Raw genomic sequence first — 13,173 nt, 5'->3', positions numbered from 1 at the left:
AAATTCAGTCGACGCGATTTTTGTCTTGAATGAACTCGATTTTGTAGCCGTCGGGATCTTCGACAAAGGCGATGACCGTGGTGCCGTGTTTCATGGGGCCGGCCTCGCGAGTGACCTTGCCGCCTTTTTGTTTGACCTTTTCACAGGCCTCGTAGGCGTTGTCGACCTCCAGCGCGATGTGGCCATAGCCGTTGCCCAGGTCATAGTGGTCGGTGTCCCAGTTGTGGGTCAACTCGATGACGGCGCCTTCGCTTTCGTCTTGGTAGCCAACGAATGCCAGGGTGAATTTGCCTTCGGGGTAATCTTTACGGCGCAGCACCCGCATACCCAGGACATGGGTGTAGAAATCGATGGATTTGTCCAGGTTGCCGACGCGCAGCATGGTGTGCAGGAGACGCATGGGGAATTCCTTATGCTAGATGAAGTCAGGCGAGTAGCCAGACTGATATCGTAGCAAACCCATGCGCTCCTTGCCGGTCAGTTCGCGATCGCGCCAGCGGCGTCGATGGTCTTGGTCCAATTTGCGCCGCCTTTTTTCAAGGAGCGCCTCCTCCGTGAACGGTGCGATTAATCAGATCCCAGCTTCAATCCATCGGGTTGTCTTTTTTCGATAGACGATTTCAGCAGGGCCGCACAGCGATAGATACCGTGTGCGAATTTTCCGTACGGCAGGGTAAGGAACAGGGCCATGACCACGCCCAGGTGGATCGCCAGCAGCAAGCCCATGGCGGATGTATCGCGTAACGCCAGCAGCAGCAGCCCTGTCAGGCTGATCAGGAACAGCAGGACGATAAACCCGCGGTCCATGGGGCGTTGTGCGGCATCGCCCTGGAGCGGATGGCGCTTGATATTCAGCCACAACAAGCCCGCGGGGCCGATCAGCAGCCCGATACCGCCGACGGTTCCCAATATGACGGGCAGGCTGAAATAGGGGTAGGGGGCTTCCCAGCCGAATGCATAGTGGTATAGCGTGGCGACGCTGGTGGCGGCGAAGCACAGCATGAACCCATAAAAGGTCAGGTGATGGAAACGACGTCGTGCCAGGGTGAATGCATCATCAGCATCGTTGCAGCCTTTCCCGTGGCCACCATCCAGGTATTTCAGGCGCAGCGCGTCGTGGGTGGCTTCGGCGACGGCAGCCCCGCTCGCGGTGCCGGGCGAGACGTCACGCCAGAAGCGCCTCACGCCCATTCCCAATGCGAAGACGGCAAAGCCGAATACTAGGCCGAACATCAACGCCAACGTGTTGTGCGGAAAAATCGCGTAGAAGTTGCCGGCCAGCGGTTCGTGCAAGAGTCCGCCGGTGATGGCGATTGTTAGCACCAGGAACAGCGCGAGCGCGGCGGCACTGGCCAATGACAGCGTCAGTCCGTTGCGCTTGTACAGTTGACCCAGGGCGGCAGGCCAGGCGTAGTCGGTATAGGTCTGAAGACGTACTTTGGCCAAGGCTTTCGGCACATTGACGCCGAACTCATGCGGGGGGGCGTATTGACAGGCGTGCAGACAGGCGCCGCAGTTGTGGCACAGGTTGGCCAGATAGTTGACGTCGGCCTTGCCGAATTCCAGGCGACGGGTCATGGCCGGGAAGACCGCGCAGAAACCTTCGCAGTAGCGGCAGGCATTACAAATCTGCATCACCCGGGCGACTTCGGTTTCATCGTCGGTCAGCGGGGCTGGCGTCGGACGGGCGCCCTTGGCGTGCCATTGTATGGATTGCTCTGTTGCTGCGGCTGCCCTCGCTGGCGATGCGGCGTCGCGCGCCTGACGGGTCAGTTCTTCAAGCTGCTTCACGTTTTGCTCCTGTTGCCCGTTGGGCGAGCGCCGAGGCCGCGGCGCGTGTGCCGGCAATGCGGCCAAAGGCCGTGCCGATCGACATGCCGACGCCGGCGGTATAGCCCTTGCCCAGCACGTTGCCGGCCATCATTTCGCCGGCGACGAAAAGGTTGTCGCTGGGTTGGTCGTTGAATCGGACTGCGGCGGTGTCATCCACCTTCAATCCCAGGTAGGTAAAAGTGATGCCGGGCCGCACGGCATAACCGTAGAAGGGCGCCGTGTCGATTGGGCGAGCCCAATGCGTCTTGGCCGGTTGCACGCCTTCGGTATGGCAGTCGTCCAGTTGGGTATGGTCGAAGGTGCCGACGCGGCAGGCAGCGTTGTAGCCCGAGAGCGTGCGCATGAACTGGGTTTCGTCCAGTTCAAGTTTGCGCGCCAGCTCGGGCAAGGTATCGGCTTGCACGCCGGGAAACACCGGCGGCATGAATCGGCCAATCGCCTTGCTGTCAATGATCGAGTAGGCAATCTGGCCGGGCTGCATGGCTGTGAGCCGGCCCCAGATGGCATAGCGTTTGGGCCAGAAGTCTTCGCCTTCGTCATAGAAGCGCTCGGCGTCGCGATTGACGACGACGCCCAGGGAGACACAGTCAATGCGCGTACAGATGCCACCGTCGTACAGAGGCGCGCGCGCGTCGATCGCGACGCAGTGCGATTGCGAGGGGTCGCCGATACTGTCCGCGCCCGCGTCAATCATGAACTTCAGCAGCACGCCCATGTTGAAGCGCGTGCCGCGAATCAGGAAGTTGTCGGCGGGCCATTCACCACGTTCGTTCTGGCCCCAGGCTTCGCGCATCCATTCGCGATTGGACTCGAAGCCACCCGCGGCCAGCACACAGCTGCGTGCCGTAATGCGTTCGTCGCCGATGCGGGCGGCGACGAAGCGGCCATTGTCCAGCTCCAGCGAGTCAACGGGGGCGTCGTAGCGGATCTGCACGCCGAGCGCTTCGGCGCTGCGGTAATACGCGTTGACCAGCGCTTTGCCGCCCCCCATGAAAAACGCATTGGTGCGCGCGACGTGCAGCGCGCCGGATAGCGGCGGTTGAAAATTCACGCCGTGCTTACGCATCCAGTCCCGACAGGTCGAGGACGCGCGGATGACGAGACGGGCCAGGTGTTCGTTCGTCAGGCCGCCAGTGACTTTCAACAGATCTTGCCAGAATTCTTCTTCTGGATAAGCGTCAATCAAAACGTCTTGCGGCTCATCGTGCATGCAGCGCAGGTTGCGGGTGTGCTGGGAGTTGCCGCCACGCCATTCTTTAGGGGCGGATTCCAGCAGCAGCACGCTGGCGCCGGCTTCGCGCGCCATGAGCGCTGCGCACAGGGCGGCATTGCCGCCACCGATAACCAGTACATCGATCATGATAAAAGGCCTGTAAAGTCAGGCCTGAACTATAGGGCGGCACCATAGGGTATGCCAGCCTATGATCGTCAACGGCTGTTCACGATTTGTGAAGAGTCGCGCCGGGCCAGATGCCGGCGCGAACCAGATTTTCGACTGTCTGCGCCAGCAAAACGCGCGCCGCCAGCGCGGCGGGCGAGAGTTCGTCATCCGAGACGCTGGCCAGCAGGTTGCTGCGCCGCAGATGGCGATCCGTGATCTGGCGTACGGCCAGGGGCTCGCCACGTAGCCGCACGATCGCTGCGCCCGGCTGGATAGTGGCCCCAAAACCATTGCGCACCAGATCCATCAGGACGTCCAGACCGTCGATTTCGGCCGCCAGGTTGGGCTCTATGCGCAACCGCGCACAGGACGCGTCGACTTGCTGACGCAGGCCGTGGCTGGCACTGGGCAGCAACAACGGCAGCTTGGCAATGTCGCGCAGACGTACGGTGCCCTCGGGTGGCAGGCCGGGCAGATCGGGCGGGGCGATCAGGAACAAGCGTTCATCCAGCAGGGGGAGCGTGCTCCAGCGCCGGGCGCTTTCTGTGCGAAAGACGACAGCCAGATCGAGTTGGCGGGCGTTTAGCATGGCGCTCAAGTAGCCCGACAGGCTTTCGACCAGATGGATGCGCACGTCGGGATAGCGCTCACGCATGGCCTGCAAAAAGGGGACGGCCAGGACAGACGCGGTGGTGGCGGGCAAGCCCACGCTGACCTCGCCGATCAGGCGCGCGTCCTTGGCGGCGCGCGCGGCGCCGTCCGCGTGGCGTATGGCCAATTGCGCTTGACGCAAAAAGGCGACGCCGGCGTCGGTCGGCACGACGCCGATGGATGTGCGTGTCAGCAATCGGGTGGACAGCTCGCTTTCGAGGCGGCTGATCTGCTGGCTGAGTGCCGAGGTGACCACCCCCAGCTCGGCGGCAGCGCGCCCCATGCTGCCGAACTCGGCGACTTTGACGAAATAGCGCAGTTGGCGGAGCTCCATGAGGCCTCTCAGAACCGTGGCAGACTGGCCGGATCGTGCCGCCGCAGCACTTGTTTTGCTTCTTCGAAGTTCGGCAGAATCTGGCCGACCTCTGCCCAGAAGTCCTGGCTGTGGTTCATTTCGCGTAGGTGTGCGAGCTCGTGCGCAATGACGTAATCGATGATGGCGGGCGCGAAATGGATCAGGCGCCAGTTCAGCATGATGTTGCCGTCGCTGGTGCACGAGCCCCAGCGCGTGGCGGCCGAAGACAATCGCCAGCGGCGGATTTTCAGACCGCTGATTTCCAGGAAATGCGCCAAACGCGTTGCGAACAGGGTGCTGGCACGCTGTTGCAGCCAAGCCTGGGCGGTGTCGCGAATGCGCGACGCATCGGCCTGGACGGGCAAGGGCAACGACAGGATATCGCCATCGCTGGGCGCATTCATATCCCCTGAGAAGTGGGCCTGCCTGTTTTCCGGATTCAGGTCGAGAATGACACGTTTACCCAAATAGGGGAGATCACCACCCGCTTGCCAGCGGGTTTGCGACAACGCGAGTTGCTCCTTACGGGCCTGCCAGTCGCGTAGCTTGGCCAAAATCCATCGGGATTTTTCGCGGACGGCATCGTCGATCTGCCCCAGGGTGACCCAGTTGGGCGCGGTGACGCGCAGGCCGTCGTCGGTGACGACAAAGCCGATGCTGCGTCGGCGGGATCGCTGCAGGACAAAACCGATGGTTTGCTGTTCGGTGGCGACTTCGCGCCAGCGCGCGCCCGGCGGTAGAGGCTCTGGGCAGGGGGTGGAAATAACGGTGACGCCCGACGAGTTATTTGCGGGGGGGCGCAGCGCGGCGTCTACCACGTCCGTGGCCGGTGAACGAGGTCCCGGACGATTATTGGTGTCGACAGCGTTGGCTGCATCAGCACCGAAAGCCTGCAGGGGCTCGGTGCCGGCGTTGGCGGACACGGAGGCTGCAGGCTGGGCGAACAAGAGTTCAAGCTGACCGTTGTGGGGGGGCATACCTTTCGGGATTGAGTTGGCGCATTTCCCCTTCGATCCAGGCCTGTACTTTGGCGTTGAGCTCTTCGGGGGTGAGACCCTGAGATTCTATCGTGGGACCAATCGAGACGGTGATCAGGCCGGGACGCTTGATAAAGGCATTGCGGCGCCAGCACTCGCCCGCGTTGTGCGCGACGGGGATGACCGCCGCACCCGTACGCGAGGCCAGCAGCGCCCCGCCCATTTTGAATCGGGCGGTTTTCCCGGGCGGCACACGGGTGCCTTCGGGAAAGAGCAAGGGCCAGCGGCCTTCGTCCATGCGCATCTGGCCTTGTTTGATGACCTGCTCAAAGGCATCACGGCCCTTGGACCGGTCAATCGGGATCATGCGCAGCAGCGCCAGGCCCCAGCCAAAAAATGGCACCATGTGCAGCTCTTTCTTGTAGACAAAGCAGACCTCGCGCGGCATGTGCGATGGAAAAAACAGGGTTTCCCAGGCCGATTGGTGCTTGGAGAGCAGCACGGCCGGGCCATCGGGGAAGTTTTCAGCCCCTTTGATCTGCCAGCGGATACCGCAAAAAACCCGGGCGCCCCAGATGGCCAGACCGGGCCAGCCCACGGTCAGCTTGTAGCGCCAATGCTGGGGCAGCGGGGCCCATAGCAGACAGGCAAAGGCATACGGGATGACCGTGACGGAGAGAAACACCATATACAGCAGTGAACGTAGCCAGGCCATGGGTCAGGCTTCCTGCAGCAGGGCGTCGACCACCGCCGAAAGGTCGGTGGCCACGCGTGTGCCCGGGGGTAATTCACCTTGTTGCGCCTTGGCGCCATTGCCGGTCAGGACCAGCCAAGGCGCACAGCCTGCCGTTGCCGCGGCTTGCAGGTCACGCAGAGAGTCACCCACCGCAGGGACGCCATTCAGGTTGACGTCGTAGCGCCGGGCGATGTCGTAGTACATGCCAGGCAGCGGTTTGCGGCAGGTACAGCCGGCTTTCGGGCCATGGGGGCACAGGAAAATCGCGCTCACCGCGCCGCCTGCCTGCGCGACCTCGCGGTGCAGTTTGGCGTGGATGGCATTGAGCGTGGCGGTGTCAAACAAGCCTCGCGCCAGTCCGGATTGATTAGTCGCCACCGCAACGGTGTAGCCGGCCTGAGTCAGGCGGGCAATGGCGGTCAGGCTGCCTGGCAGGGCCACCCATTCGTCGGGGCTTTTGACGAAGGCGTCGCTGTCCTGATTGATGACGCCATCGCGGTCGAGGATGATGAGTTTCACTGTGCCAACCTGGAAATGTCAGCAACCTGGTTCATCAGCCCGTGCAATTGGGCCAGTAGCGCCAGACGGTTGGCACGTACGCCAGGATCCTCGGCCATCACCATCACGTCGGCAAAGAACGCATCGACCGGCTGACGCGCTTGTGCCAAGGTGCTGAGGCTGCCCGCGAAGTCGCCCGCTTGCAATTGAGCTTCGGCTCGGGGGCGCAGTTCGGCCACGGCGGCGGCGAGGGCTTGCTCGGCGGGCTCGGTGAGACGCGCCGCGTCGATATTCCCGATTTCACCGTCGGCCTTTTTGAGAAGATTGCCGATACGCTTGTTGGCGGCAGCCAGGCTGGCGGCTTCAGGCAACAGGCCAAAGGCCGTGACAGCACGGACGCGAGCCGCGACCTGATGCAGCGGCGGCGCCAGGGCGATGACGGCGTCCACGGCATTGCGGTCGAATTCCCCAATGAGCTGGTTGCGATAGCGTTCGTAGATGAATGTGCGGACATCGTTGCACGTATCGGCGGGGATCTTGTCCGCGGGAAAGGTTTTCGCGGCCAATGACAACAATCCATGCAGCGACAACGGACCATCGGCGCTGGCTGCCAGCCAACCGCCGGCGGCCAGTTGCTCGAACGCGCTGATGAGGCCCAGCGCGGCGCGGCGCAGGCCAAAGGGATCGCGCTCGCCCGTGGGAGCCAAGCCGATTCCCCAAATACCGATCAGGGTCTCGGCCCGTTCGGCGATGAAGAGCGTCGCCGCGGTGAGTGCCTCGGCACTGACGGGAGCATCCAGCCGGATGCGGTATTGTTCGCGCAAGGCGTGTACAACGGCCTCGGGCTCGCCATCACCGGCGGCATAGTAGGCCCCCATGATGCCTTGCAGCTCGGGGAATTCGCCCACCATGTTCGAGCCCAGGTCGGCCTTGGCCAGCAAGGCGGCACGATCCGCGGCAGCGACATCGCTGCCAAGCTGTTCGGCGATGGTGCGGGCAATCGCGCGCACGCGTTCCACGCGTTCGAGCTGCGTGCCCAGTTTGTTGTGATAAACGATGGTGCCCAACTGCTCCACGCGAGCCGCCAGCGGGGTCTTGCGATCGGTATCAAAGAAGAACTGCGCATCCGCCAAACGTGGGCGCACCACGCGCTGATTGCCTTCGACGATGTTGACCGGATTGTCCGTCTGCATATTGCTGACGATCAGGAAATGGTGGGTCAGCTTGCCAGTGGTCGGGTCAAACAACGGGAAGTATTTTTGATTCAGCCGCATCGTCAGAATCAGGCATTCCTGCGGAACCTGCAGGAACTGCTCGTCAAACTGCCCCTCGTACACAGTGGGATGTTCGACCAGTGCGGTGACTTCGTCCAGCAGCGCGACGACCTCGGGGTCATCGCCCAGCGTGGCACTCAGACGGCTGGCGTGCGCTTGCAATTGACGATCGATATCGGCGCGCCTTGCTTCGAACGAGGCGATGACGCGACCTTGTTCGGCCAGCGTGGTCTCGTAGGTGTTCGCGTCGGCGATTTCCACGGGACCGGTGCACATGAAGCGATGCCCCAGGGTGCTGCGCCCCGCGCTCAGGCCCAGTATCGATACCGGGATGACGTCCGCGCCATGCAGCGCGATCAGGCTGTGCGCAGGCCGGACGAACTTCACGCTCGTGACGCCGTCGGCCAACTGATAACGCATGACCTTAGGGATGGGCAGGCCGTCGATGGCCGCTTGCAGGCCCTCCTGGAGACCATCGGCGAGCTTGGCGCCCGGCGCGGTGCCACGCGCGATCAGATAGTCTTGTTTGCCGTCGGACTCGCGAGCCAGCGTGGCCGGGTCGAGGTTTTCCAGGCCTTTGGCGGCCAGTTTCTTGATCAAGGCGGGCGTGGGCTTGCCATCGGCATCCAGGCCGACTTTGACGGGCATCAGCTTTTCAGTGTAATCCTGATCGGGCGCCTGGTCGCGCACGGCCGACAGGCGTACCGCCAGACGGCGAGGGGTCGCAAACACAGCGGCCTGGCTGTCATCGGCGAGCAGGCCATGCTTGGCCAGCGTGCCGCGAATGCCTTCGGCGAAAGCCTGGCCGAGCTTTTGCAAGGCCTTGGGCGGGAGTTCTTCGGTCAGCAGTTCGACCAGCAGGGGGCGGGTATCGGTTGTCATTCAGGCAGCCTCCTCGGTGCGGCGGCCAGCCAGCATGGGGAAGCCCAGTCGTTCACGGGAATCGTAATAAGCCTGTGCGACGGCACGCGACAGGTTGCGGATACGGCCGATATAGGCGGCGCGTTCGGTCACACTGATGGCGCCACGCGCATCGAGCATGTTGAAAGTGTGTGCGGCTTTCAGCGCCGCCTCGTAGGCCGGCAGGGCCAGGGGAACGTCCATGAGGCGCTTGGCTTCGGCTTCGTAGTCATTGAAATGCGAGAACAGCATGTCCGCCGAGGCATATTCGAAGTTATACGTGGACTGCTCGACCTCGTTTTGGTGGAACACGTCGCGGTACAGCACCCGATTGCCGTTGACACCTTCGGTCCAGACCAGGTCGTAAACGCTTTCTACGTCTTGCAGGTACATGGCCAGGCGTTCCAGGCCGTAGGTGATCTCGCCGGTTGTCGGGGTGCAATCCAAGCCGCCCACTTGCTGGAAGTAGGTGAACTGGGTGACTTCCATGCCGTTGAGCCAGACCTCCCAGCCCAGGCCCCAGGCGCCCAGCGTGGGGTTTTCCCAGTCGTCCTCGACGAAGCGGATATCGTGCTGCGTGGGATCGATACCCAGTGCTTTCAGCGAGCCGATGTACAAATCCAGGATCTCGGGCGGCGCGGGCTTGAGCACCACCTGATATTGGTAATAGTGCTGCAGACGGTTCGGGTTTTCGCCGTAGCGGCCATCCTTGGGGCGGCGCGAGGGCTGCACATAGGCGGCACGCCAGGGTTCCGGCCCGATCGCGCGCAGGAAGGTGGCCGTATGCGAGGTACCGGCGCCCACTTCCATGTCGTACGGTTGGAGCAGGGCGCAGCCCTGCTTGTCCCAGTAGTCCTGGAGCGTGAGAATGATTTGCTGAAAGGTGAGCATAAGATTCTTGGAATTCGGATCGCCGGGCAGGCCGGCCAGTGGATGCTGCAGCCCGGCCTTTGGGCGGGAAAGTCGGCCATTTTAACTGGCCTGCGGCCAGGACGCTGCCACCGGCTCTGGCGGTAGCGGTTAATGGCGCAGCTTACCCGGATTTCTCTCCTCAGCTTTGACCAGGGTTTTTCCAAGTCTCGAGGGCGTGACGCCTTCGCACCCGATGTGCGAGCGCGTCGTCGTCGGGCAGATCCGCGATCAGATTTAGCACGCTATCGCCTGCATCATTCCAGATCAAAGTGCTGGCTAGGAAGATACACAGCAAATCGACAGAGGGCTCATGGCCATTGAACACTGCGTGTATGAGCGCCGTGTTTCCATCCCGATCCTGTGCGTCGATAATGGCACGGAAATCAGCCCTCGCTAATGTGTGCTGCGTTTGTGGGGAATGCGGCAAAAAATGATTGTATTGCGCTGCAGTTCTATTACACAGCGTCCAAACGCACTTACGGAGCATCGCTGTTTGCTCGGCACGCACCGTCAGTATCGGCAGTGTCTGGCCGGTGTCGCCGGTGCACATTGTGAGTACGTTGAGCGGCAGCTTGTCGACTAGCACCTCGAACGCCTGGACGCTGCCTTGTTCTATAGCGTTATGCAAAAGTGAATACGCAAACGTCATCTCGTCAGGATCGGTCCATTCCTCTGCGTGATTATCGATGAGCAACGCGCCGATGGCCTCATGGTTGTTGTTGGCAACGTGTTGCAACAGTGCTTGTTCAAGCTGCGTCCCTTGTTCTGCCGCAGTAGGGGCCGCGTAGAAAAAGGAAGAACAATATTGTCCGAACGATACGAGATAATTGTTTAACATTTTGGTCCTTGGGATTGGGCGCGTCATTACGCACCGCGAGGTTGCGAGCGAAAACGTCGTATTTGCCGGATCGCCGCACTCCTAGGTGTCCCATTGACGGTTCCAGTTCCGTTTCCTTTCGCTAATGTCGATGGACAGGACAGAGGTATTACTAATTGTAAATTTATCTGGACGCCGTTGATCGTATGATTCGGTATCTCTGCAAGTCTTATAGATAACTGCGGGCCGAGCGCCCGCCCTGGGAGCTTTGCATGTCCGAATTGATCAAGGTCGAGGTATCTGACGGTATTCAGATCATCACCGTGAACCGTCCCGAAGCAAAAAATGCCATCAACCTGGAAGCCGCGCAGGCCATGGCCGCCGCGCTGGAGGATCTGGATAGCCGCGACGACGTGCGCATTGGCATCCTGACCGGCGCCGGTGGCACATTCTCGTCGGGAATGGACCTGAAGGCGTTTGCGCAAAGCGGCCAACGCCCGCTGGTCGCCGACCGTGGCTTTGCCGGCCTGAACGAAAAGCCACCGCGCAAACCGTTAATCGCCGCCGTCGAGGGCTATGCCCTGGCGGGCGGATGCGAAATGGCCCTGGCCTCCGATCTGATCGTCGCGGCCAATAATGCCAAATTTGGTTTACCTGAAGTCAAGCGCGGACTGGTCGCCAGCTCGGGCGGGATGTTGCGCCTGCCGCGCCGGTTGCCCTATCACATCGCCATGGAAATCATCCTGACCGGCGACATGCTGACCGCCGAGCGTGCCCACGCCTTTGGACTGGTCAACCGCCTGACCGAGCCGGGCAAGGCCCTGGAGGGCGCGCTGGAATTGGCCCGCACCATCGTCGCAAACGGCCCCCTGGCCGTGCAGACCGCCAAGAGCATCGTGTCGCAGGCGACAGACTGGGATCAGGACGGGATGTTTGACCGTCAGCGCCCATTGGTCGCGCACATTTTCACGTCCGCCGACGCCAAAGAGGGCGCCACGGCCTTCGCCGAAAAACGCAAGCCAGTCTGGCAAGGAAAATAAGCCCCGTCAGTCATAAAATAGTATGTTGATCGCGCGCGACCCGGCCATCGGGCCGCGTATTCCCTTATCTATTGCTTTTGCTTATCCCGCCATGTCCACTCTGATCAAAGAAGACGACCTCATACAGTCTATTGCCGATGGTATCCAGTTCATCAGCTACTACCATCCCGTCGACTACATCCGTCATCTGGCCCGTGCCTACGACCGCGAGGAAAGCCCGGCCGCACGCGACGCGATGGCGCAGATCCTGACCAACTCGCGCATGTGCGCCGAAGGCAAGCGTCCCTTGTGCCAAGACACCGGCATCGTGAACGTCTTCCTGAAAATCGGCATGGACGTGCGTTTCGACACAAAGCGTTCGCTGCAAGAACTCTGTGACGAGGGTGTGCGCCGCGGCTACACCAACCCCGACAATCCGTTGCGTGCCTCCGTGCTGGACGATCCGCTCTTCGCCCGCAAAAACACGCGCGACAACACGCCCTGTATCCTGCACGTCGAGCTTGTCCAAGGTGATAAGGTCGACGTGCAAATCGCTTCCAAGGGCGGTGGTTCGGAAAACAAGTCCAAGTTCGTTATGCTCAACCCCAGCGATTCGCTGGTCGACTGGGTGCTCAAGACCGTCCCCACGATGGGCGCAGGCTGGTGCCCGCCCGGCATGCTGGGGATCGGCGTCGGCGGTACCGCCGAAAAAGCCATGTTGATGGCCAAGCAGTCCCTGATGGAAGACATCGATATGTACGAGCTGCTGGCCCGCGGCCCGCAAAACAAGCTCGAAGAATTACGCATCGAACTCTACGAAAAGGTCAACGCGCTGGGTATTGGCGCCCAGGGCCTGGGTGGCCTGACCACGGTGCTCGATGTCAAGATCAATACCTTCCCGACGCACGCCGCCTCCAAGCCCGTCGCGATGATCCCCAATTGCGCGGCGACCCGTCATGCGCACTTTGAGCTCGACGGCTCCGGTCCGGCCCGCCTGGATCCCCCGGCATTGTCGGAATGGCCCGAAGTGCACTGGGCGCCCGACTACAACAAGTCCAAGCAGGTCAATCTGGACACACTCACGCCCGCCGAGGTCGCCAGCTGGAAACCCGGCCAGACCTTGCTGCTGTCCGGCAAAATGCTGACCGGCCGCGATGCCGCCCACAAGCGCATCCAGGACATGCTGGCCAAAGGCGAACCTTTGCCCGTCGACTTCACCAACCGCGTCATCTACTACGTCGGCCCGGTTGACCCGGTCGGCGATGAAGTGGTCGGCCCCGCAGGCCCCACGACGGCGACCCGCATGGACAAGTTCACCGACATGATGCTGGCCCAGACCGGCCTGATCTCCATGATCGGCAAATCCGAGCGCGGCCCCGTTGCCATCGAAGCCATCCGCAAGCATAAGTCCGCCTACTTGATGGCCGTCGGCGGTGCGGCCTACCTGGTGTCCAAAGCCATCCGCGAAGCCCGTGTCCTGGCCTTCGAAGACCTGGGCATGGAAGCCATCTACGAGTTCAACGTAAAGGACATGCCGGTAACGGTGGCGGTCGATTCCGAAGGGATTTCGGTGCATAACACCGGACCTAAGGAATGGCAGGCGCGCATTGGGAAGATTCCGGTCGCGGTTGCTTAATTGCTCTTGGCACTCTTGTCGTTGAAGGCGGGAGTCCTGGGGGGGACCGGTCGTTCCCTATCTGTCGGTCGTGCAGGTCCAGAGCCGGGCTAATGGGCCGCGGCGGCCTGGTCGCTCGGCTCAGGCGCAAACCATGCGCCTGATGTCCCCTGCGGGGACTTCCCTNCCTCCAACAGGCCGGTGG

General features: G+C 61.8%; 12 protein-coding genes. 2 read left to right on the top strand and 10 right to left on the bottom strand.

The window, feature by feature from the left end; translation table 11 throughout:
* Positions 1-4 precede the first annotated feature (4 nt).
* The 10 genes from gloA to ACNAZS_RS26450 form a co-directional block, all read right to left on the bottom strand.
* On the bottom strand, positions 5-400 hold the full coding sequence (gene gloA / locus ACNAZS_RS26495; RefSeq protein ID WP_415793587.1) for a lactoylglutathione lyase: 396 nt from the start codon (positions 398-400) through the stop codon (positions 5-7).
* Positions 401-567: 167 nt separating this feature from the next.
* Entirely contained in the window at positions 568-1,791 is a 1,224-nt protein-coding gene (gene tcuB, locus ACNAZS_RS26490) for a tricarballylate utilization 4Fe-4S protein TcuB (RefSeq protein ID WP_415793586.1), read from the bottom strand.
* Positions 1,778-3,193, bottom strand: coding sequence for an FAD-dependent tricarballylate dehydrogenase TcuA (tcuA, locus tag ACNAZS_RS26485; protein WP_415793585.1), 1,416 nt, complete (start codon positions 3,191-3,193; stop codon positions 1,778-1,780). Before tcuA ends, tcuB begins: the two co-directional genes overlap by 14 nt.
* A gap of 79 nt (positions 3,194-3,272) precedes the next feature.
* Complete coding sequence (locus ACNAZS_RS26480; RefSeq protein ID WP_415793583.1) at positions 3,273-4,199, bottom strand: LysR substrate-binding domain-containing protein; 927 nt, start codon at positions 4,197-4,199, stop codon at positions 3,273-3,275.
* A gap of 8 nt (positions 4,200-4,207) precedes the next feature.
* The gene (locus ACNAZS_RS26475; protein WP_415793582.1) at positions 4,208-5,197 is read right to left on the bottom strand and encodes a M48 family metallopeptidase; all 990 of its coding nucleotides are present in this window, start codon (positions 5,195-5,197) and stop codon (positions 4,208-4,210) included.
* Entirely contained in the window at positions 5,172-5,912 is a 741-nt protein-coding gene (locus ACNAZS_RS26470; protein WP_415793580.1) for a lysophospholipid acyltransferase family protein, read from the bottom strand. The genes ACNAZS_RS26475 and ACNAZS_RS26470 overlap by 26 nt, the downstream gene beginning before the upstream one ends.
* 3 nt (positions 5,913-5,915) lie before the next feature.
* Positions 5,916-6,452, bottom strand: a complete 537-nt coding sequence (gene gmhB / locus ACNAZS_RS26465) for a D-glycero-beta-D-manno-heptose 1,7-bisphosphate 7-phosphatase (protein WP_415793579.1) — start codon at positions 6,450-6,452, stop codon at positions 5,916-5,918.
* Entirely contained in the window at positions 6,449-8,587 is a 2,139-nt protein-coding gene (gene glyS / locus ACNAZS_RS26460; protein ID WP_415793577.1) for a glycine--tRNA ligase subunit beta, read from the bottom strand. The genes gmhB and glyS overlap by 4 nt, the downstream gene beginning before the upstream one ends.
* Positions 8,588-9,496 (bottom strand): glycine--tRNA ligase subunit alpha, encoded by a 909-nt coding sequence (gene glyQ / locus ACNAZS_RS26455; RefSeq protein ID WP_415793575.1) that lies wholly within the window; start codon positions 9,494-9,496, stop codon positions 8,588-8,590.
* A 160-nt stretch (positions 9,497-9,656) separates the two neighbouring features.
* Positions 9,657-10,355 carry an ankyrin repeat domain-containing protein gene (locus ACNAZS_RS26450; protein WP_415793574.1) on the bottom strand — a complete coding sequence of 233 codons (699 nt, stop codon included), beginning with the start codon at positions 10,353-10,355 and terminating at the stop codon, positions 9,657-9,659.
* A gap of 251 nt (positions 10,356-10,606) precedes the next feature.
* Here ACNAZS_RS26450 and ACNAZS_RS26445 point away from each other — a divergent pair, with 251 nt between their 5' ends.
* The gene (locus tag ACNAZS_RS26445) at positions 10,607-11,374 is read left to right on the top strand and encodes a crotonase/enoyl-CoA hydratase family protein (protein WP_415793572.1); all 768 of its coding nucleotides are present in this window, start codon (positions 10,607-10,609) and stop codon (positions 11,372-11,374) included.
* A 91-nt stretch (positions 11,375-11,465) separates the two neighbouring features.
* Positions 11,466-12,989 carry a fumarate hydratase gene (locus ACNAZS_RS26440; RefSeq protein WP_415793611.1) on the top strand — a complete coding sequence of 508 codons (1,524 nt, stop codon included), beginning with the start codon at positions 11,466-11,468 and terminating at the stop codon, positions 12,987-12,989.
* The last annotated feature ends 184 nt before the right edge of the window (positions 12,990-13,173 follow it).

Source organism: Bordetella tumulicola, from assembly GCF_965138755.1.
Lineage (GTDB): Bacteria > Pseudomonadota > Gammaproteobacteria > Burkholderiales > Burkholderiaceae_B > Bordetella_A > Bordetella_A tumulicola.
The sequence above is the reverse complement of the archived record's forward strand: the minus strand, read 5'-3'. Positions and strand labels throughout refer to the sequence as shown.